At 35.7% G+C, this 23,279-nt stretch carries 24 protein-coding genes; 9 read left to right on the top strand and 15 right to left on the bottom strand.

Translation table 11 applies throughout. From position 1 onward, the window contains the following. Positions 1 to 156: 156 nt before the first annotated feature. The 15 genes from trxA to ATE49_RS00075 all read right to left on the bottom strand — a co-directional run bounded on the left by trxA (position 157) and on the right by ATE49_RS00075 (position 14,334). A complete protein-coding gene (trxA, locus tag ATE49_RS00005; protein ID WP_009085023.1) occupies positions 157 to 471 on the bottom strand; it encodes a thioredoxin in 315 nt (104 codons plus the stop codon). 68 nt (positions 472 to 539) lie between these two features. Beyond that, positions 540 to 1,703: a cysteine desulfurase family protein gene (locus ATE49_RS00010; protein ID WP_059344152.1), complete on the bottom strand. Its 1,164-nt coding sequence runs from the start codon at positions 1,701 to 1,703 to the stop codon at positions 540 to 542. A 117-nt stretch (positions 1,704 to 1,820) separates the two neighbouring features. After that, positions 1,821 to 2,405 (bottom strand): HAD-IB family hydrolase, encoded by a 585-nt coding sequence (locus ATE49_RS00015; RefSeq protein WP_059344151.1) that lies wholly within the window; start codon positions 2,403 to 2,405, stop codon positions 1,821 to 1,823. A gap of 25 nt (positions 2,406 to 2,430) precedes the next feature. Continuing rightward, a complete protein-coding gene (locus ATE49_RS00020) occupies positions 2,431 to 3,315 on the bottom strand; it encodes a decaprenyl-phosphate phosphoribosyltransferase (protein WP_065080615.1) in 885 nt (294 codons plus the stop codon). Positions 3,316 to 3,413: 98 nt separating this feature from the next. Continuing rightward, positions 3,414 to 4,106 (bottom strand): OmpA family protein, encoded by a 693-nt coding sequence (locus tag ATE49_RS00025; protein ID WP_065080616.1) that lies wholly within the window; start codon positions 4,104 to 4,106, stop codon positions 3,414 to 3,416. Between the two features lie 21 nt (positions 4,107 to 4,127). Beyond that, a complete protein-coding gene (locus tag ATE49_RS00030) occupies positions 4,128 to 4,598 on the bottom strand; it encodes a lipocalin family protein (protein ID WP_045184999.1) in 471 nt (156 codons plus the stop codon). A gap of 93 nt (positions 4,599 to 4,691) precedes the next feature. Further along, positions 4,692 to 6,374: a S8 family serine peptidase gene (locus ATE49_RS00035; protein WP_065080617.1), complete on the bottom strand. Its 1,683-nt coding sequence runs from the start codon at positions 6,372 to 6,374 to the stop codon at positions 4,692 to 4,694. 6 nt (positions 6,375 to 6,380) lie between these two features. Then, complete coding sequence (locus tag ATE49_RS00040) at positions 6,381 to 6,989, bottom strand: WbqC family protein (protein ID WP_065080618.1); 609 nt, start codon at positions 6,987 to 6,989, stop codon at positions 6,381 to 6,383. Then, a complete protein-coding gene (gene lepB / locus ATE49_RS00045) occupies positions 6,982 to 8,586 on the bottom strand; it encodes a signal peptidase I (RefSeq protein ID WP_065080619.1) in 1,605 nt (534 codons plus the stop codon). Before lepB ends, ATE49_RS00040 begins: the two co-directional genes overlap by 8 nt. A 62-nt stretch (positions 8,587 to 8,648) precedes the next feature. After that, the gene (dapB, locus tag ATE49_RS00050; protein ID WP_065080620.1) at positions 8,649 to 9,347 is read right to left on the bottom strand and encodes a 4-hydroxy-tetrahydrodipicolinate reductase; all 699 of its coding nucleotides are present in this window, start codon (positions 9,345 to 9,347) and stop codon (positions 8,649 to 8,651) included. 99 nt (positions 9,348 to 9,446) lie between these two features. Then, entirely contained in the window at positions 9,447 to 10,070 is a 624-nt protein-coding gene (locus ATE49_RS00055; RefSeq protein WP_034869044.1) for a DUF5683 domain-containing protein, read from the bottom strand. Between the two features lie 54 nt (positions 10,071 to 10,124). Beyond that, positions 10,125 to 11,015: a ParB/RepB/Spo0J family partition protein gene (locus ATE49_RS00060; RefSeq protein ID WP_078404769.1), complete on the bottom strand. Its 891-nt coding sequence runs from the start codon at positions 11,013 to 11,015 to the stop codon at positions 10,125 to 10,127. Further along, positions 11,005 to 11,799 (bottom strand): ParA family protein, encoded by a 795-nt coding sequence (locus ATE49_RS00065; protein WP_034869047.1) that lies wholly within the window; start codon positions 11,797 to 11,799, stop codon positions 11,005 to 11,007. The genes ATE49_RS00060 and ATE49_RS00065 overlap by 11 nt, the downstream gene beginning before the upstream one ends. Positions 11,800 to 11,962: 163 nt before the next feature. Further along, positions 11,963 to 12,793 carry an energy transducer TonB gene (locus ATE49_RS00070; RefSeq protein ID WP_065080621.1) on the bottom strand — a complete coding sequence of 277 codons (831 nt, stop codon included), beginning with the start codon at positions 12,791 to 12,793 and terminating at the stop codon, positions 11,963 to 11,965. Positions 12,794 to 13,047: 254 nt separating this feature from the next. Next, positions 13,048 to 14,334, bottom strand: a complete 1,287-nt coding sequence (locus ATE49_RS00075; RefSeq protein WP_065080622.1) for an adenylosuccinate synthase — start codon at positions 14,332 to 14,334, stop codon at positions 13,048 to 13,050. 223 nt (positions 14,335 to 14,557) lie between these two features. Here ATE49_RS00075 and ATE49_RS00080 point away from each other — a divergent pair, with 223 nt between their 5' ends. The 9 genes from ATE49_RS00080 to ATE49_RS00115 all read left to right on the top strand — a co-directional run bounded on the left by ATE49_RS00080 (position 14,558) and on the right by ATE49_RS00115 (position 23,268). Beyond that, the gene (locus tag ATE49_RS00080) at positions 14,558 to 15,076 is read left to right on the top strand and encodes a TlpA family protein disulfide reductase (RefSeq protein ID WP_065080623.1); all 519 of its coding nucleotides are present in this window, start codon (positions 14,558 to 14,560) and stop codon (positions 15,074 to 15,076) included. 113 nt (positions 15,077 to 15,189) lie between these two features. After that, the gene (locus ATE49_RS00085; protein WP_065080624.1) at positions 15,190 to 16,872 is read left to right on the top strand and encodes a DEAD/DEAH box helicase; all 1,683 of its coding nucleotides are present in this window, start codon (positions 15,190 to 15,192) and stop codon (positions 16,870 to 16,872) included. Positions 16,873 to 17,010: 138 nt separating this feature from the next. Further along, complete coding sequence (locus tag ATE49_RS00090; protein ID WP_009085057.1) at positions 17,011 to 17,649, top strand: DUF47 domain-containing protein; 639 nt, start codon at positions 17,011 to 17,013, stop codon at positions 17,647 to 17,649. Positions 17,650 to 17,669: 20 nt separating this feature from the next. Continuing rightward, entirely contained in the window at positions 17,670 to 18,806 is a 1,137-nt protein-coding gene (locus tag ATE49_RS00095) for an inorganic phosphate transporter (protein WP_059155430.1), read from the top strand. 93 nt (positions 18,807 to 18,899) lie between these two features. Further along, positions 18,900 to 19,871 carry a polyprenyl synthetase family protein gene (locus ATE49_RS00100; RefSeq protein ID WP_059344146.1) on the top strand — a complete coding sequence of 324 codons (972 nt, stop codon included), beginning with the start codon at positions 18,900 to 18,902 and terminating at the stop codon, positions 19,869 to 19,871. A gap of 5 nt (positions 19,872 to 19,876) precedes the next feature. After that, positions 19,877 to 20,842, top strand: coding sequence for a GSCFA domain-containing protein (locus tag ATE49_RS00105; RefSeq protein WP_065080625.1), 966 nt, complete (start codon positions 19,877 to 19,879; stop codon positions 20,840 to 20,842). A 61-nt stretch (positions 20,843 to 20,903) separates the two neighbouring features. Then, entirely contained in the window at positions 20,904 to 21,671 is a 768-nt protein-coding gene (locus ATE49_RS00110) for a TatD family hydrolase (RefSeq protein ID WP_065080626.1), read from the top strand. A 269-nt stretch (positions 21,672 to 21,940) separates the two neighbouring features. Next, complete coding sequence (locus ATE49_RS20300) at positions 21,941 to 22,156, top strand: bacteriocin-like protein (RefSeq protein WP_081278386.1); 216 nt, start codon at positions 21,941 to 21,943, stop codon at positions 22,154 to 22,156. Positions 22,157 to 22,170: 14 nt separating this feature from the next. Further along, on the top strand, positions 22,171 to 23,268 hold the full coding sequence (locus ATE49_RS00115) for a TlpA disulfide reductase family protein (protein WP_065080627.1): 1,098 nt from the start codon (positions 22,171 to 22,173) through the stop codon (positions 23,266 to 23,268). The last annotated feature ends 11 nt before the right edge of the window (positions 23,269 to 23,279 follow it).

Below are 23,279 nucleotides of genomic sequence, written 5' to 3' on the forward strand. Positions count from 1 at the left end.
CCAGCTGAACTACCGGATCAATCGACAATATTTAAAAACGTATGCTCTTTGTTTATTGTGGTTGCAAAAATACAACAATAATCGATACTAACAAATATTTTTCAAAAAAAACGCTCTCCCAGTCGGGAAAGCGTTCATTATCAGTTATACTTTTTTCTATAAGTGAGCAGAAAGCTTCTGCGCAATAACCTCTTTTGGGGATACACCAACCAATTTGTCCACTACTTCTCCGTTCTTGAAGATTAAAACTGTAGGAATATTTCTAATCCCAAACTCCATAGAGATTTGTTGATTGTTGTCTACATCTACTTTTCCTACAACCGCTTTTCCTTCAAAATCGGTAGCAATTTCCTCAATAATTGGACCCAACATTCTGCACGGACCACACCAAGTTGCCCAAAAGTCAACTAATACCGGTTTATCCGAATTGATAATTTCGCTAAATGTTGAATCAGTGATTTCTAATGCCATAATTCTTATTATTTCAGTTTAATTTAAGTCTACAAATTTACACAATTTATTATACCTGAATGTCTATATCAAACATTCATTTTTTCGATAGTACCTTCTTTAATCTCTTCCAGCGCTTTAGCCAAAGCATCTATATCGGATTTTGAAGTCATATGACTAAAAGAAAGACGAAGCGGAGTACCGTTATCCATTTGCTCGTCTGTAAGTATCGACATCATTACCATAGAAGGCTTAGCAGCCCCGGAACTGCAAGCACTACCCTGAGATACTGCGATTCCTTTCATATCCAACTGTAAGCCGATAAGCGGGTTTTTAAATGGTAAAAGTACGCTTAATAAAGTGTAAAGACTGGTGCCTCTTTCTGCACTATGTCCGTTGAATAATACTCCTGGTATCTTTTCTGTTAATTTCTCTATTGTATAAGCCTTAATCTCCTCCATATGGTTAGCATATTCATCCATATGCTCTACCGCAATATCCAAAGCTTTACCTAATCCTACAATACCTGTTACGTTTTCTGTACCGGCACGAAGGCTTCTTTCCTGAGATCCGCCTACAATAATTCCTTTAAGCCCGGATGATTTTCTTACAAAAGCAAATCCTGCTCCTTTAGGGCCATGAAATTTATGAGCACTGCATGATGCGAAATCAACCATAATTTTAGAGAAATCTAAAGGCATATGCGCGACAGTCTGTACTGTATCTGAATGATATAAAGCATCGTATTGCTTGCAAAGTGCAGCAACTTTCTCTATATCCAGTAAGTTTCCGATTTCGTTATTTGCATGCATCAGAGATACCAAAGTTTTCTTCTCAGAATTCTGAAGAAGGCTTTCGAGCTTTGCAAGATCGAAATCACCTTTACTGTCCGGACGAAGATAAACTAACTCTACACCTCTCATTTTCTTCATTTCAAGGCATGCTTCTGCAACACATTTATGCTCCATAGGAGAAGTAATAATGCGTTGTACTCCCAGGTTATCTACACTTGATCTTATAATCATGTTATTAGATTCAGTACCACAAGAAGTAAAAATAATTTCAGCAGGTGTTACATTAAGGTAAGCCGCAACTTTACGTCTGTTCTCCTCAATTATAGCTTTTGCTTCCTGCCCTAGGCTATATGTGGAAGATGGATTCCCATACTGGGTTTTCATCACATCTACCATTGCATCAATTACCTCTTCCAAAAGGGGGGTTGTCGCTGCATTATCAAGATAAACTCTATCCATTTTAGATCTCTCGTTGTTATTATGTTTTTACATTATCATTTATATACTATTGCAAGGAGAAACATAAAAACATTCATTAATATTCCCCTTCGAGTGCCTTGTATTCAAATATTAAAATTAGTGAAAAAATTTGAAATACCCTTCATCTGCCCACTCCAGCATTGGCTTGTCTCCGGAAGTATCGCCGAAGGCAATGGTCTTGTCGAACCTTGTTAAATCTATCGTTCTTTTTATCCGAGTGACTTTTTCGGGCCCGTTACAATTTCTGGTTGCAAAATCTCCTGCAAATTTACCATTTACAAATTTAGCTTCTGTAGAAATATATCCAAAATTAAAATGCTCGGCAAATGGCTTTACCCAGATGTCCAAAGATGCGGTTACCAGATAGGCCGTTGCATTCTTATCTATGTTTTTAAAGAAATCCAGTGCATTTTCTCTCATAATGCTGTTCTTATATTCTTTAAAAAAATTCTGAGCAAGCTCCTCCAGCTTCTTTTGCTTCTCATCTTTTAATATAGAAGTAATGAAGCTTTTTTTCACCCTCTCTGTATTCGCCAGCTTCAGCTTCATCATTACAAACAACGGAACATGTCTCATAAACTGAAAATAATAACGTCCCGGGTTATAAAACCTAAGAAATAGAAACATCGTGTCTTTAGTCGTTATCGTTCCGTCAAAATCAAAACAGTACAATTTTTTCATTTGCAAAGTGTTTTAATGATGTATTTTATTTTTTGAAATAAATCTGTAATAAAAATGCTATAAGCCATAACAGCATTGTAGCCTGTATATAATGGTCTTTATAAATAATCTTTGTTGGGGATTCTGTTTTATTATACACTAAAGTCTGCTGCAAATAACGTAGAAAAGCAAAAACAACAAAAATTACAGTATAAAAAACCCTCGGGTGAAATTTCTGCTGTACCTCCGGTGAGAGCGTAAACATCAGATAACATACAATCGCCAGTGCACAACTAATAGATAAAGCAATATCGGCAAACTGAACATTATAACCATCCAGAGCTTTTCTGGTTTTACCATTAATCTGAGCATTGATAAGTTCGCCTCTTCTTTTTCCTATTGCCAATACTAATGCCAGAATAAAAGTAAGCAGTATTGCCCACTGCGAAACTACAATCCCGGTAATATAACCACCCGCTAAAACTCTGAGTACAAAACCTGTAGCAATAATACAAATATCTACAATAGCAACATGCTTTAATTTAAAGGTATAGAGAATATTAATCACAAAGTAAGAGATAATGACTGTGGCAAAGTTCTGTATTTCTAGTCCCTGATTTTGCATATACAGGGTAAAACCTACTGCAAGTGCTATTAATAAAACGAATATACCAATAGCTGTTTTCTTTCCTATGGCACCACTGGCCAATGGTCTGTTTCGCTTTTCAGGGTGCTGCTTATCCAGTTCTATATCCATATAATCATTTAGAATATAGATACAGCTTGCCGTAAGAGAAAACACGACAAAAGCGACACAGCTCTTAGAAAAGAGATCTGTATCCATTATTTTCCCGGAAAAAAATACAGGCAAGAACACAAATAAATTCTTCACCCACTGCTCAACTCGTAAAAGTTTTAAATACTTCTTCATTTATAATATACTGATGCAAAAGTAACGATTATAATAATCATAAAGAAAAACCACTGCCTGGGCAGTGGTTTTTTTATATCAAAGCTAAAAAGGTCTAATTATCTACCTTGTTTAGCATCCTGAATCATTTTATCATTTGCAGTAATTGCAAACTCTACTCTTCTGTTCTGAGCTCTTCCTGCATCTGTATCATTAGTAGCGATAGGTTCTGCTTTACCCATACCTTTTGCTACAAAACGACCTCTTGAAAGACCATTAGACACAAAATAGCTGATTACAGAGTTTGCTCTTCTTTCAGATAATCCAAGGTTGTAAGAATCTGTACCTTTAGCATCTGTATGTCCGTAAACATTGATATTGGTATCCGGATTGTTTTTGAAAACAGGGATTAACTTATCTAAGTTAGCTTTAGCTGTTGGTGTAAGTGTTGCAGAGTCGAAGTTGAAGTTAATTGTATTTTCGTTAAGGATAACTTTAATACCTTCTCCTACTCTCTCTACTTCAGCGCCTGGTAAAGCCTGGTTGATTTCTCTAGCCTGCTTGTCCATTTTGTTACCGATAACACCACCAGCAACACCACCAAGAATACCACCTAATACAGCACCGATGGCACCATTACCACCACGACCGATATTGTTTCCTAAGATACCTCCCAGTACAGCACCACCAGCAGTTCCGATAGCTGCACCTTTCTGTGTATTATTAGCATTTTGTACAGCCTCACAGCTAGTTAGTAGTAAACTTCCTGACAGGAATAAAGCTGCTACGCTTGATTTATTTAAATATTTCATTTTTTTTAATTTTAAAGTAGATTAGTTAATTTTCTGGAAATGGTATACAACGTTTACCGGTGTGGAAGAATCTCCAACAGTCTGTACTAGCTCAAATGAATCTGGTGACTGATTTTGTAACTGAAGGAAATAACCAGCTGTTACAGTTTTTGCTTTAGTTCCGTTTGGAATTTTCTTGAAAGAGAATTGTCTGTCAGTTGTTACATTAAACTTAAACTGAGTGTTTACACCTGGACAAGCTGACTCCGAAATAGAATAAGATCCTGTATTATTGTTCGGAACCAATTTCCACTGGCTACCAACGAAACAATTAATATCAACTCCCTCATCGAAAGGTTTGATCTTATAGTTTTTATCATAATCTACATTAGTAATCTGCCAGGTACCCTTTAAACTATAATTGTCATTACGAGCACTCTGTGCCTGATTTGCTGTTGAACAGGAAACGGCTACCATAGAGCCAAATAATCCCGTAAGTAATAGATTTTTCATAAATTGTTTATTTATATAAAGGTAATAAAAAATTGTGCCAAAAATTCCGAAATCAAAAAAAAACATCTTCGTGTGAAGATGTTTTTTTTCATGTTATTTCTTAACCTTTGTTTTGGATTTTACGGGAAGCTTTTTCCCTGAAGTGTAAAAGTTATTATAGGCATATTCTGCTGCCTTATAAAGATCCATTACACCTCCGGATCTGGACATGTAATTGAATGTATTATTTACCTTACGTCCTTCAATACCAGCATCCACAGTAGACTTATTTGCTGTCTTTACAATTGCCTCAATAATTTGGGCAGGTGTAAGCGTTGGCATATAAGCTAATAATACAGCAGCGGCTCCGGCAACAACTGGTGAAGCCATAGAGGTTCCCTGAAGGTATTTATACTTACCATCCGGCACTGTAGAATATATCTTCTCACCCGGAGCGAAAATATCTACCATTTTCTGGTTATAGTTAGAAAATGAAGCTCTTAATTTATTATTATCGTTTGTACTTGCTCCAACAACAATTACATTATTTACAAAAGGCTTTTCATCTGCCGGATCTTTAAAATTGGTAGGAAAAGCAACATGTTCACTAATATCTTCATTTTCGTTACCAGCAGCTTTTACTAAAAGCACACCTTTATCCTGTGCATATTTAAATGCTTCCCAAACTTTGTCTTTCCCCGGAGAAACAGGTTTTCCAAAGCTCATATTCAATACTTTTGCACCATTATCTACAGCATAGCGGATAGCATTGGCCACATCTTTATCACGTTCATCACCATCCGGAACAGCTCTTACCGTCATAATCTTAGCCACTCTAGAAGCTACCCCATACTGAACTTCTTTACCGTTTGGCAAACCTGCAATAATCCCTGAAACGTGAGTACCGTGCTCAGCATCCGGCCCTTCGTAATGGTTATTACCATATTTTGTTTCATTGATATCATTATAGTTATCTCCTACAATAGAGCGTGGATCATAGTCCAGGTTAAACTGTTTAGTCGCCTGTACTTTATAATGTTTTATACCATCTTCTATTTGTTCTGAGAAAACTTTTTGTAGGTCATTACCACTTTTGCCGGCAAGATCACCGTCTTTTGTCATATTATCCAGAATACCTACATAATTAGCTTCAAGACCATCTTTAGGTACAATAGCCTTTACATTTTCCGGTGTTAAAGCTTTACCTCCCAACAATCCTACAATTGCCGGAATTCTGTTTTTCAGCTCCATGTAAAATACATAGTATTGCTGTGCTTCACCATTCTTAGCTGTATAAATATCTTTCGATTTCATATACAGATCAAATTCTGCAGGCATTTTTGCCTGATTGGCTTTATTTGCGGTTGAATCAGCGCCTTCGAAAAGAGGTTTGTATTTCTGAATTACTCTGGTTACTTCCTGAGTATCTACATCCACATCACCATTTTTACCACCCTGGAAATTCCAGCCGTGGATATCATCTACATATCCGTTGCCATCATCATCGATTCCGTTACCCGGAATTTCTTTGGTATTAACCCACATATTCTTTATAAGTCCCGGATGATCTACCTCTACTCCGCTATCCAAAACACCAACGATTACCGTTTGTGGTTTTAGTCCTTTTGATTCTAAGAACTTATAAGCTTTTTCAGTATTAACTCCGTAAACTTTGGTTGTTGCAAAATCTTTATGATACCAGGTTTCCAGATCCTTATTTTGCTTATCGGAGGTTTCCTGTGAAAAACCAAAAGTAAATGCTGTCAGAAAAGCAGCACTTATAAAGAATTTTCTCATAACTTTTTATTTAAAATTTTTAAGGTATGTTGCAGATTCCGGGCCAAGATTACATAATAAGTCCACAATAGACAAATTTGGAATATAGCCTAGCTTATCCGAAAACACCTGATAATATTCTTTTGAAGCTGAGTTTGTATCCTTCTTAGCTGAAAATGAATCTCTAAAGTCAGTAGCCTCAGGTTCTCTTTCATACGTGGAAGTAGAAGCAGACTTTTTCTCAGTCTTCAGTATTTTTAAAATAATATTTAAAGCCCGAAGGTTAAATTCCATTAAACTGTCTGTCTGAACGGAGTAAATATCTTCCAGCTGGTGCTCGTAAAACTCGAAATAAGGAGAACTCTGATAAGCCGTTTTAATTGACTTCCAGTGTAGCTTTTGCCAATTCTCGGCATAAGAAACCTCCGTTTCTTTATACAACCTGCTTCCGGTATGCTTGGTTGGAATAATCAGCGCAAGCTTACCATTGGCACCATAAATTTCTGTACGGTTCCTGTAGGTTTGTTTAGGGAAGTTTTCCCACTCTTCAAATACAACATCATTATTCTCATCCAAATACTCTGCAAACCACTGTACTGGAGGCAGGTAGAATATCGGAAGAAGTACATTATTCATCTTCTTTCTTTTTCTTAAACATTTTAGTAAAATAATCCCATCCAAAGAACAATACCAATACGAGTACAGCAATCCACCAATAAGATGTTTTGTTCATATCGCCGGTATTAGATGCTTTGAACATACGATCCCATCGAACTTTCTTTGGTCCTTCATCAAAAACACCCTGTACACTTAACCATGTAAACATAGGCTTACCTACGATGTACTGCTCCGGAACGAATCCAAAGAAACGGGCATCAAGGGAAGCATCTCTGTTGTCCCCCATCATAAAGTAATAGTCCTGTTCTATAGTATACTGGTTAGATTCTTTACCATCGATAAAGATTTTACCATTTTTATTTTCCAGTTTATGACCTTCATACTTATGAATAATCCACTGGTATTCCGGTAAATTATCTTTATTTACAGCGACAACATCGCCCTTTTTAGGAATTTTAAGCGGACCATACTGATCTGCATTCCATGGCTTATTAATAGGGAATATAGACTGAGCTGTATCGATTTTAGCTTTAGTTTCCTGATTATAATAGCTAATTGCAGCTTCTCCTTTCGGATTGATGACTTCTTCCATCTTGGTTACTTCCGGAAGGCTCTTTATTTCAGCAGCAGTTTTATCTGTTAATCCCTGGAACTGATAAACATATCCTCCGGTAGGCATTTCTCCTTCCTGTAGAGGTAAATAGCCATATACTTTCCAAAGACGGTTTACATCCAATGCAGAAGAAGTATATACTAAGTAAGAATGCTGAACTTCTGCATCACCCATTCTTTTTTCAGGCTGATTATTCACAAATAATCTTCCGTTTCTCATTTCAATAACATCTCCCGGAATACCTACTACCCTTTTTACATAAGGATCTTTACGGTCTATTGCTACGTGTGCGGAGTCTCCAGGATAGTTGAATACCACGATATCATTTCTTTCTACCTTTTCCCAACCCGGAAGTCTAAAATAAGGAAGTTTTACGCCATCTACATAAGACTTTGTTGCTTTTTTAGGATTAGCACTTCCACCTATAGTTCCTTGTAAGAAAGGAATCGCCACAGGTCTCATTGGAAAACGGTAACCATAGTTCAGTTTATTTACAAACAGGAAGTCTCCAACCAAGATTGTTCTTTCCATAGAGCCGGTAGGTACACCAAACGGCTGAGTGATAAACGTGTGAATAACGGTTGCAAAAACAACAGCATACACAACAGAACCCCAGAAACCATCTTTCTTCTTTGCTTCTTCTTCACCCTGCAGTAAAAATTCTTTATAGATTTCTGTATCTTTTGAATAGTTAACTACTGCCATATAGATAAAAGGCAGTACAACAGTAAGAACTCTTTGTACAAAAGAAACCTTACCAAACTTTTTCATTAAAAATAAATGAAAAACGGACATCATAATAGGTCCTACAATTGGTAAATACGATAATACTGCCCACCATTTAGGGTGCTCAGTTTCCTTCAGTATTATTGAATAATTGTAAAAAGGTATAAATGCAAAAACAGGATTATATCCCATTTTTTTAAATAGCTTCCATGTAGAAATCCCCATTAATACACTCAGGATTAATACATAAAAGCAATATGTAAGAACGTAATTCATCAGTTTCTGATTTGATTAATCTTTATTTTTTCAAATGATTAGTTATAATTTCGGGGTAAATGTTACAAACCCAACACATCATTCATGGTGAAAACACCTTTTTTATCTTTGATCCATTCTGAAGCAACAACTGCACCTAAAGCAAAGCCATTTCTGTTGAAAGCTGTATGCTTGATCTCAATTTCATCCACTTCCGAACGGTAATATACACTATGTGTACCCGGAACCTCATTTTCACGAATAGCAAATATACCCAATTCTTTGCCTTTCGTTTCTTCTAATTTCCATGATTCAAAACCTGAATTTCCAATAACTCCTTCTGCCAATGTAATCGCTGTACCACTTGGAGCATCTAATTTATGAATGTGGTGGATCTCTTCCAACTGAACGTCATATTCAGGAAAAGGACTCATCATTTTTGCCAGCCTTTCATTAAGTGCAAAAAATAAGTTTACTCCTAAACTAAAGTTGGATCCGTATAAAAATGCAGTATTCTTTTCAACTGCTAATCTTTCTATTTCAGGTTTTTTTTCAAGCCAGCCTGTTGTTCCACATATTACAGGAATTCCAAGTTCCAAACAGTTTTTTATATTTTCATAAGCTGCTTCCGGGTTAGAAAATTCAATAACAACATCCGGATTGTTCAGATTATCAGATGTTGGTGTTTCTTTTAATCTGGCTACGATTTCATGGCCTCTTTTCTGGGCTATCTCATCGATAATTTTACCCATTTTACCGTAACCTACTAATGCTATTTTCATTAGATAACTTTTATTTTTTATTGATCTGATGAAACCTTACGGGCAATTATCCTAAGATAAAATCACCTGTAAGGTTTCATTATAATTTATTCGAATATTTTAAAATCTGTATCGTATTCCTATGCCAGGCTTAGAAGGCTCAAACCCCGTAGGATCCATAATAACCACTGGTGCAAATGCCAAATCAGGATCATTCTTAATTGGAGCTAAATGGGCATCTACCACCGCATCTATAATACTCAACAGATAAACTCCGGCTGTAATAGCAATTGCATAATCTCTCTGTCGCTTAGCCCTATCCTGTGTACGTCCCAGTACGTCTTTGGTCACTCCTGCAATTCCGGAAAACTCATGCTTCTGACCATTCAGTTCTGCAATAAAAGCTTCCCGATAACGTCTGTATTGCTTATCATTCCACATTGCAATTCCTACTCCTGTACCGATAGCCCCTAAAACAATAGGAATCTTCCAGTATTTTTTATTATAAGCCTGCCCCAATCCCGGTAATATTGCAGCATATAATCCTGCTTTTGTGGGACTTATTTCAATTATTTTTTTGGGAGCTGCATTTACCATATTGATGTCTTTCATAACATCATCTGGTGTTTTCTTAGCACTAAGCGTATCTGTAACCGAAGGGCTTTTTATTGTATCATTGACTTTCTCCTGAGAAAAACAAAATACAACGATAAGCGTACTAAAAAAAACAATTAATTTTTTCATTCGTCTATTTTTCGTTAACCACTTTTAGTGGCTGGTATTTACGGAACGAAAGTCTCATTCCCCTATAAGTTTCAAAATTCTCTCCAGATCTTCCTCTGAAGCAAAATCTAAAATAATTTTACCTTTTTTACCTTTTCCAACAGATTTAATTTCCACATTCAAGTCCAATGCATCGGAAATACTTTTCTGTGCTTTCTTCAAATGGTTAGGTAATTCTTTTATGGCTTTAACAGTTTTTTGTTTACTGTTCTTTAATTTGTTTACAAGCTCTTCTGCCTGGCGAACATTCAGGTTTTCTTTAACAATTTTCTGATAAAGTAATTCCTGTTGTGCTTCGTCCTGAAGACTTAGCAAGGCACGGCCATGGCCAGCTGAGATCTCATTACTTCGGATAGCTCCCTGAATTTCAGGACTAAGCTTTAGCAAACGCAATGAATTGGTAATGGTACTTCTCTCTTTTCCGACACGGGAACTAAGATTTTCCTGGGTAAGACCTATTTCATCAATTAACCTTTGGTAGGTAAGTGCGATCTCGATGGCATCTAAATCCTCACGCTGTATATTCTCTACAAGAGCCATCTCTAATAGCTCCTGATCGTTCACCAATCTTATATAAGCCGGAATTGTTTTCAGACCGGCGATCTTACTGGCGCGGAAACGACGTTCTCCGGAGATAATTTCAAATTTATCTCCGTCCTTACGTAGCGTTACCGGCTGAATTATACCTAAAGCCAGAATAGACTGAGCAAGGTCATTAAGTGCCTTCTCATCAAAATAAGTACGTGGCTGACTAGAATTAGGATATATATCATCGATAGACACCTCTACTATATTGCCCACTAACTGCTCCGCACCGGCATCCGTTGCTGAGTTTACTGTGCCTTTGGTTTCAGCGCTAAGAATAGCACCTAAACCACGCCCCATGGCTCTTTTCTTATCTTTCAATGGTTTCTCTCTTCTTTTTGGTTTTTGACTCGTTCTTCAACAAAACTTCTTCTGCAAGCTGTATATATTGTATAGCTCCTTTACTTTCGGCATCGTACATGATGATAGACTCTCCAAAACTTGGCGCTTCACTCAATCTTACATTCCGGTTGATAATACTACTGAATACCATATCCGGGAAATGGGAATTAACTTCTTCAACAACCTGATTAGACAATCTTAAACGGCTATCATACATTGTAAGCAATAAACCTTCGATATCCAGATCCGGATTGTGAATTCTCTGAACATTTTTAATGGTATTAAGTAACTTACCCAGACCTTCCAAAGCAAAATATTCGCACTGGATAGGAATAATTACTGAATCCGCAGCAGTTAATGCGTTTATCGTAATAAGTCCAAGACTCGGAGCACAGTCGATGATAATGTAATCATAATCATTTTTAATCTCCTTCAATGCTTCTTTCAGCATGTACTCACGTCTTTCTTTATCTACGAGTTCAATTTCAGCCGCAACTAAGTCAATATGCGACGGCATAATATCCAGATTAGGAGAAGTGGTTCTCTGTATACATTCGCGTACATTCTTACTGTTTTCTAAAACATTATATGTAGAATTGTATACTTCTTCCACTCCTAAGCCCGAAGTTGCATTAGCCTGTGGATCAGCATCTATTAGTAAAACTTTTTTCTCTAAAACACCCAATGCAGAAGCTAAATTAACAGATGTAGTTGTCTTTCCTACGCCTCCTTTTTGGTTTGCCACTCCTATTATTTTACCCATTTTCAAGATTTAAGATTCAAAAATACAATTTTTTTAATGCTAACGCCTATCACAAAAGACGTGATCTTGTTAAATATTTGTTAAACAAGGCTTTATACCTTAAAAAAATTATCCACAAAAAAAACTCTTTGTGGATAATTATAGCAATTTTATCTGGTAAAATTTATTCAAATTTCATAGACACCGGAATTCTGAAATAAGATCTTACATTCTGACCTTCCAATTTAGCAGGATTCCATTTGCCTTTTACTGATTTTATCGTACGGATAGCCTCTGCATTAAAATCTCTGTTAGGGCCATCTGCTTTTATATTGGTAATTGTACCATCTCTTTCTACAATAAAGGTTACCATTGTTTTAATAACACCTTCTGTTCCATCCATTACACTTCCGTCAAAGTTCTCTTTAATCTTATTACGGAAAGAATCCAATCCTCCAACATAAGCAGCTTCAACATCAACAACAGTAGCAGGATCATTCGATAAAATCTTTGGTTGTGGTGGAGCAGGTACAATTTCATTTCCCGGAGTTGTTTTAATTGTCGGAGCCGGAGTATTTGGATTCGTTGCAACTGGCCCTTCTACATTCTGTGTTCCAGAAACAGCATCTGGTGGTACCTTCGTCGTAATCTTCTCAATTGGTGGATTATTTACCGGAGTTGGCACCTGAGTATCAATTGTCTTTACAACTTTTTGTGGTTGTGGCTGAACTGGTTCCGGATCTTTTGGTTTTACAGGATCCTGAGGTTCATTAACAATAACTCCATTAAATAATGTTGGCGGCGGAACTTCAACTACTTTTGAATTTGCAAGATTGGTATAAATTATAGCCGCTGCTGTCAGTGCACCAAAGAAAAGAATCCCAGAAAAAAGGGCCCTATTCATATACTGCCCTGCCCGATTTCTCAGGTCATAGGCACCATAAAATTTGTTTCTGTTTTCAAAAACAATTTCATTCAAAGCGAACTCGTGGTTCAGATGTTGGAATGGCTTCATAGATTTGTGGTTTTGATGATTAAATAAAAAAATTAACACATATGCATCATTCAAATCAAAATTTATTCCAAAAAATTGTTAAAATCCAATAAGTGTTTGTCAAATAATAACTTTTTTCTCAAAACACATATTCAAAAACCCTGGATTAAGAATAATATTAACCTTATAAACACTTATCCCCATCATTTTTTAATAAAAAAAGTTCCGGAAAATATTTTCCGGAACTTTTATATAATTCTGCTATTTCTTTTTTCTTAGAAAAGCTCTTTTCTGATAATATTCTGAGAACGCTCTGGTCCTACAGAAACTAAGTAAACATTAATACCTAAGTATTTTTCGATAAACTCAATATACTTCTTAGCTGCTGCAGGAAGCTCGTCATAGCTTCTTACTGTAGTAATATCTTCATCCCAACCTTCTAATTCTTCATAGATAGGCTCATAGTTATATAACTTGGTTGTAGAAGAAGTGAAGTAATCAATGATTTTACCATCTTCAGTTTTATAGTGTGTAGCAATCTTTAGTTTACCAAGACCTGTCATTACATCTAATTTAGTAATTACAAGGTTGTTGATACCGTTAATCATACAAGCATGCTTTAAAGAAACAAGATCTAACCAACCTGTTCTTCTTGGTCTTCCGGTTACAGCTCCAAACTCACCACCAATTCTACGGATATTTTCTCCAAGCTCGTCATCCAATTCTGTAGGGAAAGGTCCGTTTCCTACTCTTGTACAGTAAGCTTTTGCCACACCAATAAGGTTTTGAAGAGATGTTGGCGGAACACCAGCACCTGTACAAACCCCACCTGTAGAAGGAGAAGATGATGTAACATATGGATAAGTTCCGAAGTCTATATCAAGCATTAAAGCCTGAGCTCCTTCAAAAAGGATATTTTTACCTTCTTTAATTGCTTCGTTGATTTCAAGCTCAGTATCTACAATTCTGTCTTTTAGTTTTTCTCCTAATTCTAAAAATTCATTGTAAATCTCTTCAACATCCATTTCCGGCTTATCAAAATATTTGGAGAACAAAGCATTTTTAAGCTTTAGATTTTTTTCAATCTTTTCTCTTAGTATTTCAGGATTTAGTAAGTCTACCATACGGATACCTACTCTGGAAATTTTGTCTTCGTAACATGGACCGATACCTTTTTTGGTTGTTCCGATCTGTGTACCTCCCTGCTCTTCTTCTCTATAAGTATCCAAGAGAATATGATAAGGCATAATCACATGCGCTCTGCGGCTAATAAACACGTGATCTGTTTTCATTCCTTTATCTTCAATCTGCTGAATTTCTTTCAGGAAAGATTTAGGATTTACTACTACCCCATTAGCAAGGAAACATTTTCCACGGCATTGTAAAACACCTGATGGTAAAAGTTGCAGGACAAATTTATTATCTCCTACATATACAGTATGTCCTGCATTATCTCCACCTTGAAAACGTACTACGTAATCTGATTTAGCGGAAAGAACATCCGTAATTTTACCTTTACCTTCATCTCCATACTGAAGGCCTACTACAACGTAAGTTGACATATTTTACTATAAATTTAGATTCATGCAAAGTTAGCTCTAATTCATTTTTAAGACAAATTAAAATCTGATTTTTAAGAAGAAATCTTTATAAACCCCGAAGGAAAAGCTATTGGAAGTAATTAAATATCAGATTCTCTGAAACCACAGCATTATTATAGGATAAAAATAGTTGTTCTGTAATTCCTATATTTTATATAGCTTTGTTATAACAATTCAAAGAGACATGAAAAGAGCCATTCTATTTTTCGGAATAATTTTATCCGGTTTAACCTTCGCTCAGCAAACCCCTAAAGTATTAAAGACCTTATTTACAAAAGAAGCATTAGCACAGAAAATTACTGCTGAAAACGGAGATGTTATGTCTATTAAAGATGTGTTTAGTAAACATAAAGGAAAAGTTATTGTGCTCGATCTTTGGGCGGGATGGTGTAGAGATTGTATTCTGGCATTGCCAAAGGCAGAAGAACTGGAAAAAAACAATCCTGAGGTTCATTTTGTATTCTTTTCATTGGATCGCAACAGAGAAGGATTTGACAAAAGCCTTGAAAAATTCAATATGAAAGGAAAAGAAAACTACTGGTTTTCCGAAGGATGGAAAAATAATTTTAATAATTATATTGATCTTAACTGGATTCCACGTTATCTGGTTATTGATCAGAAATCTAAGATTGCAAAATATTATGCTATCACTCCGGACGATCCGGAAATACAATCAACCATCAATAAACTCCTTAAAAAATAATCTTAAAAATAAGGTAATTCACTCAGCACATCTTAGTTAAATGATGTGCTTTTGTATTTATAAAAAAATGTTTAAGTTAAAAATCGTATCTTTGCAAAATATTTAAGAAATTAATGAATTTATTTACCGAAACCAATTTAAGTCCTGAAATTCTGAAGGCTATTGGTGAACTAGGCTACGAGAGCCCTACTGAAATCCAGAAACAAACAATCCCCTTTATATCATCAGACGTTAGAGATCTTATCGCTCTGGCGCAGACGGGTACCGGAAAAACAGCAGCTTTTTCCCTTCCAATTTTGGATATGGTAGATGACACAAGCCGCAAAATCCAATTTTTGGTATTGTGTCCAACGCGCGAATTATGTCTTCAGATTACAAAAGACATAAAAAACTACTCTAAATACCTTCCTAATATTAAGACTGTTGCCGTATATGGTGGTAGCAGCATTAATGACCAAATCAGATCGCTTCGTGAGAAACCGCAAATTATTGTTGGTACACCGGGACGTGTTATCGATTTGATCAATCGTAAATCTTTGGATTTTTCCAATATTCACTGGTTGGTATTAGACGAAGCAGATGAAATGCTTTCAATGGGCTTCAAAGATGATTTGGAAACAATCATCAGCGAAACTCCGGAAACCAAACAGACTTTCCTTTTCTCGGCTACAATGAGCAAGGAGGTAGAACGTATTTCTAAGAACTATTTGACTAAACCGCACAGAATTTCTGTAGGTTCTATTAACGAGGTTAAGAAGAACATTAAGCACGAATATTATGTAGTAGGATATCGTCAGAAAAAAGAAGCTTTGAAAAGGCTTATTGACAATAACCCGAACCAATATTCTATTATCTTCTGCCGTACCCGTATGGAAACTCAAGAAGTTGCTGATTTCCTAATGCAAAATGGTTATGCAGCAGATGCACTTCACGGAGATCTTTCTCAGGCACAGCGTGATACTGTAATGAAAAAGTTCCGTTTAAAGAATATCGATATCCTTGTTGCTACTGACGTTGCTGCAAGAGGACTAGATGTAGATTCTTTAACTCACGTTATCCATTTCTCTTTACCAGACGATCCTGAAGTATTCGTACACAGAAGTGGTAGAACTGGTAGAGCCGGAAAAGATGGTATTTCAATTGCTTTAATCAAACCTGAAGAAAGCCGCAAGCTGAAGCAGATTAAGAGCCAAAGTAAAATTGAAATTACTGAGAAAATAATTCCTACAGGACAAGAAATTATCAAAGCTCAGGTAGAAGGTGTTTTTGAAAAATTATTCTCTGAGCACGAAAACTATTTTGAATTTGATGCTTCTTTAATTCCTGATTTGTCTAACTTCACTAAAGAAGAACTTGTTGGTCAGCTATTACAGTTCCAACTTCGTGACATGGCATTATACTACGAAAACCGTAACGATATTGCTGAGCAGAAGTTTAATGGTAGAGATGATTCTGAAAGAGGAAGCAGACGTGAGCGTAGCCGCGACAGAGACAGGGACAGAGGAGATAGAAACAGCAGAGACCGTGGAGATCGTAAATCGAGAAAGAAAAGCGAAAACATGGTACGTTTCTTCTTTAACCTAGGAAAAAGAGATGAACTGAAAAAAGTAGACGTACTGGACATCATTAACCAGTCTACTAAAAAATCAGGTAAAAAAGCTGATATCGGAGATATTGAAATCTTAGAGAAATTCACATTCTTCGAAGTAGAAAAAAGCTTCAAAAATGAAGTAATGGGTAACATTAACAACAAAAAATTCAAAGGCAGAGAGATGCGTTTGGAGGTTGCTAACTAATCTAACTTGCTTTATTCTAAATATTTAAAACACTGCCAAACGGCAGTGTTTTTTATGTTAACAAAAATTAATATTTACCCCTGAAAACACAAATTCGTTTTCCCGATATTTGCACAAACTTTTAAAGATTATATCATAATGGGAATTGGTAATATTTTCCACGCATTTCAACCAAAGGATAAGATTTTCTTTGTCCTTTTTGAGAAAGTAACAGACAATCTTGTCGAGATGTCAAATGAGTTTAACAACGGTTTAAAGGATTTTGATCTGAACGACGATTCAATGCTTAAAAAAATGAGCGACTATGAACACAAAAATGATGATCTTACTCACGAGATTTTTGTGGAATTAGGAAAAAACTTTATCACACCTTTTGACCGTGAAGATATCCACGAGCTGGCTACAGGTCTTGATGATATTGCCGATTATATTTATGCTTCTGCAAAGTATATTTACCTATACAAATCTCCACAACAAAAATCATACACGGATTTCTCTTTATTAATTCATAAGGCTTGTATTGAGATCCAGAATGCGATGAAGAACCTTAAAGGTTTCAAAAACATGGAGCAGGTAAAAGAAGCTTGTATTAAAGTAAACTCTATTGAAAACATTGCGGATGATTTATTATCCAACTCAATGGTAGAATTGTTCGAAACAAATGACGCTATAAACGTTATTAAAGTTTCATCTGTATTAAACTATCTTGAAATCGTTACAGATAAGGCTGAAGATGTAGCCAATACTATTGAAAACATCATGATTAAATACGCCTAAACTAATATATAACACACAGAATGGATTTTCCTATTTTACTAATAGTTATTATTGCTTTAGCACTGATCTTTGATTATATCAATGGTTTCCATGACGCAGCCAATTCTATTGCTACAATTGTATCCACAAAAGTATTGACGCCATTTCAGGCTGTACTGTGGGCAGCATTATGGAATTTTGCCGCTTTCTTCCTTGCAGCATATGTAATAGGGGAATTTAAAATCGGAAATACCATTGCTAAAACGGTTAACGAAAATTTCATTACTCTTGAAGTAATTTTCTCAGGTCTTATTGCTGCTATAGCATGGAACCTGCTTACATGGTGGTTTGGAATCCCTTCCTCTTCATCACATACTCTTATCGGAGGTTTCTTAGGAGCTGCTCTTATGCATGCTTTCGTTACAGATTACAATCAAATAGCTGCAGCACAACCTGGGCTTGGCTTTTTTGATACGTTCTCTTTAGCATTCAAGCAACTGACGACTCAGGGGGTTGTTAAATTCAACGTAGTAATCCCTATTTTCTTATTTATTTTCCTGGCTCCTTTTATCGGGATGGTTATTTCAATTATCATTACACTGATTATTGTACACCTTTATAAAAGAAGTAATCCTCATAAGGCAGATCAGGCGTTCAAAAAGCTACAGTTAGCTTCTTCAGCTTTATTTAGTTTGACGCACGGTTTGAATGATGCACAAAAAGTAATGGGTATTATCGGAGCTGCAGTAATCTTTTATCATGTAAACATTTTACAGGACGGATATGCTGCAATGCCTTCAGCTGATAGATTCAACTACTTTGCACAGCATTACCTTTGGGTACCATTAGTATCTTTCCTTGCTATTGCATTGGGAACAATGAGTGGTGGTTGGAAGATTATCAAGACCATGGGAACTAAAATTACAAAAGTAACTCCACTAGAAGGTGTAAGTGCTGAAACAGCAGGAGCGCTAACATTATTCATCACTGAATATTTAGCTATCCCGGTTTCTACAACACACACGATTACAGGTTCTATCATTGGTGTAGGACTTACAAAGCGTGTTTCCGCAGTACGCTGGGGAATTACAGTAAGCCTGCTTTGGGCATGGATACTTACAATTCCAATTAGTGCTATTGTAGCAGCTATTGCGTATCTTATTGTAATATTATTCTAGAACAAAACAATAAAGAAATAAAACTACCCTTTCCGGGTAGTTTTTTTATGTCTATAAAGTCTGAAATGAAAGTAAAAATATTATTTTTGTAGTATGAAGTTTTTTGATCAATATCAGGACCTTGTTTCCGAGGGAATAGAAAAATACAAATTTACGCAGAAGCCGTCTGAGCTATACGATCCTATTAACTACATTATCTCGCACGGGGGGAAGAGATTGCGCCCGATGATGGTAATGATGGCGTGTGATCTGTTCGGTGGTGATATGGATACTGCAATAAAGCCTGCACTGGCAATTGAATTCTTCCATAATTTCACTCTAATTCATGATGATATTATGGACGAAGCTCCGCTACGCCGTAATAAGCCTACAATCCATACATTGCATGGTATTAACACCGGAATTCTTTCAGGTGATGCATTAATGATTAAGGCATATCAGTTTTTCGAAGATCTTGAGCCGGAATTATTCAAAAAATGTGTGAAAATATTTTCTGAAACCGGAGCTGTATTATGCGAAGGTCAACAGTTAGACATTAACTTCGAGAATATGCCAAACGTTACCTACCGTGACTATATGCTGATGATCTCCAACAAAACAGGAGTACTGAGTGCTGCATCTCTGAAAATAGGAGCGCTTATTGGTGGTGCCAGCGACGAGCAGGCAGAATACCTTTACAACTTCGGGTTACATATTGGTATTGCATTCCAGATTATGGATGATTATCTGGATGTATTCGGAAAGCAGGAACAGTTTGGTAAGAAGCATGCCGGAGATATTTTTGAAAATAAAAAAACTATTCTCTATCTTATCGCTCTAAAATTTGCAAACGAAGAGGAGCGCCGAGAATTAAACTTCTGGTATTCTAAGAAAACCGATAATATTGACAAAGTTTATGGTGTAGAAAAAATATTCCGCAGAACTAAAGTTGATGAAAAAGTACAACGTCTGATCCAAAGACATAACGAAAAAGGTCAGCACTATTTAAATAAAATTAATCTTCCTGACGATAAGAAGCAGCCGTTCGTAGAACTTGCAAACTATCTGTTAAAAAGAGATTCATAATATAAATGCTTTTCAGAACTGAAATACAACTTGCCGAAAGCAAGCAGAAAATTCAGGCTGAAGATCGTATTTTCAGCATTGGAAGTTGTTTCGCTACAGAAATGGCTTCCATTTTTGCTTCCGGACAGTTACAGACCGTCAATAATCCTTTCGGAACAATATTCCACCCTGTGGCAGTGAATAATGCTCTAAAAAGGATTTATGAAGGCAGAGAATATACCGAAGAGGATTTCATTTACCATCAGGGAAAATACATCAGCCTGGACCATCATACGAGTTTTGATGATCAGTATCTTCATAAAAGTCTTGACAGAATCAATCAATCATTGAATGAAGCGGTTGAATTTCTAAGAGAAGCCAAATGGATTATTATCACCTATGGAACATCCTGGGTATATGAATTTACAGAGCAAAACAGAATTGTGGCCAATTGCCATAAAATACCTCAGAAGCATTTTACAAAAAGACTTTTATCTCATCTCGAAATTACTGATGCTATTTCGGAAACGATTAATATGCTGAAAGACATTTCCTCTGAAGAATTGCAGGTACTATTTACCATTAGTCCTGTAAGACATGTTAAAGATGGTATTGTAGAAAATCAGCGAAGCAAATCTTTACTGATTAATGCGGTTCATGAATTGGTAGAAGTATCAGAATATTGCGAATATTTGCCAATTTACGAAATCCTGATGGATGACCTCAGAGATTACAGGTTTTATAAAGAAGATTTGATTCATCCAAACAATCAGGCTATACAATACATCTGGGAAAAGTTTTCGAAAGCCTATATTACACCAGAAACTCTTGACTTTATGAAAGAGAATCTGAAAATAAATCAGGCGCTGATGCACCGGCCTATTCAGCATAATTCTGAAGAATATATTATTTTTAAAGAAAAACTGAAGGAACGGATTGCCCAGCAACAGCAGAAAGTACATCACAATATTTTTCGTGATGTAAGAATTTAAGATTGTACGCTGCATATTCAGACACAAACAACCTTTACAACAAACAATTGATAATAATAAAATGATTGATACTCACACCCACCTATACTCCGAACAATTTGATGAAGACAGAGATGAGGCTATTAAACGGGCTAAAGAAGCTGGTGTTGAAAAGTTTTATCTTCCTGCCATAGATTCAGAAACTCATGAAAAAATGCTGGAGCTGGAAAGCCAATATCCAGGTGAAATATTTGCAATGATGGGCCTGCATCCATGTAGTGTACAACCTGAAACCTGGGAAAAAGAACTTGCTCTGGTAAAAGAATATCTGGATAAAAGACCGTTCTGCGCTATAGGAGAAATTGGAATAGATCTTTACTGGGACAAATCTACATTGGATATTCAGGTAAAAGCATTTGAACAGCAAATTGACTGGGCTATTGAAATGGATTTACCAATCGTAATTCATACAAGAGAAAGCTTCAACGAAACTTTTGAAGTTTTAGAAAGAAAGAAGCATCCAAAATTAAGAGGTATATTCCATTGTTTTTCTGGAAACCTGGACCAGGCACAACATGCTATAGACTTAGGGTTTGTATTAGGAATAGGCGGTGTTGTTACTTTTAAGAATGGAAAAATAGATCAGTTTCTAAATGAAATTCCATTGAACAAAATTGTTCTGGAAACCGACTCTCCATATCTGGCACCTGTTCCCCACCGTGGCAAGAGAAACGAAAGTGCATATACAGCCTTGATTCTTGGAAAGCTTGTAGATCTTTACAAGAAGGACTATAAGGAGATTGAAGCTATAACCAATCAGAATGCACTGAATATTTTCGGGATGAAATAAATCAGACAAACTTTATAAAAACATAAACGTCATATATTATTATAATATGTGGCGTTTTTTATTTAAAATAAGACCAGAAAATTTTAATAGTAAACCGTAAATACTACAAAACAATTCTAAATACAAGTAAAATTTAATTTTAAAAATAAAAAACAATTATAATTTTAAACCATTTTGCTAATTTAAAACCATAATAACAAACAAAAACAATTATATGTATTATACAATTTTAACATGAAAATATAATTACTAATTCTAAAAAGTACAAGGTGAAAAATTTCAAAAAACTTTCAAGAACAGATTTAAAAAAGATAACAGGTAGAGGATTAGCCTGTACTTATAGTATACAAGATAGTAATGGAAACTGGACAACGTTTTCAGGTGAATGCAGATCATGGCCTGACAGTGAATCTGCTTACTGTGATATTGGTATTGGCAGCGGTCCATTACGTGTAACTTCAAATGGAGGAAAATCTCGTTGTTAAACAAATTACAAAACATGAAATTAAATACCTTCTACTTTATTCTCTTTCTATTATGTATTGTATCCTGTTCCAGAGATAAGCAAACGGTGATTGAAGGTAATATTCCGAATCTACCTGACGGCACTGTATACCTATATAAAGACTGGGCAGGTAATAAAATTGATAGTACAAGGTCAAAAAATGGAGTATTCAGCTTTACTTATAAATGGGGCAAGTCTGCTGAGCCTGTCTACTTAGGCATAGATCATAAAGATGACAAAGGTATTTCCAGGCTTTTCAGCTTTCCTACACATGCAAAATACAGAGGATCCCCCTGGAGTACTTCAACCTTTCTTTCCGATCCTGCTATATCAATAAAAGGAAATATTAAAGACTTTACACCAAAAGAGCTTATGCTTCCTGAGAAAGTTAAATTAGTTGAAGGTCCCCCAATTATCACAGGCAGACAAACTGAAGTATATTATAATACAGATGGTGATTTTTTTGATAATGTGAAATCTAACAAAACCAATATTATTAAAGAAAAAATAAGACAATATCCATATTCTTATCATCTGTTATATAAACTGGTTCAGAATAAGAATAACTATAATGCTGATGAAATTAAAAGTTTCATGGAATCTTTCAAGGGTGATATTACCCAAAGTGGTACTTATAAAAGGCTTGAAGATTACAACCAGAAACGTTTTAATAAAAAGGGTGTTATTTTACCGCTATTAGAGGATGAGAATGGTAATCAATTAAAAGTTACAGATACCAAATACAAAAAGCATCTTATTATATTCTGGGCTAGCTGGTGTGGTCCATGCAGAGCGGAAATTCCTTTATTAAAAAAAGTATACAGCAAGGTTAATACTTCAACGGAATTTGTATCAATCTCAATAGACAATGATAAGAATGCATGGAAAAAAACATTAAATGATGAAAAAATGGGCTGGAAACAATTAATTGTAAATAGCAGTTCTCCAGCCTACGAGAATTTTCAAATACTTTTTAAACTAAACAATGCTATTCCGTATACGGTATTGGTAGATAATAATCTAAAAATATTAGCATCCTCAACCGGTTTATCCTCTGAAGAAGAATTAAATAAATTAATAGAAACGAATTAATACTGTTAGAA

Source organism: Elizabethkingia miricola (genome assembly GCF_001675285.1).
Taxonomy (GTDB): Bacteria; Bacteroidota; Bacteroidia; order Flavobacteriales; family Weeksellaceae; genus Elizabethkingia; species Elizabethkingia miricola.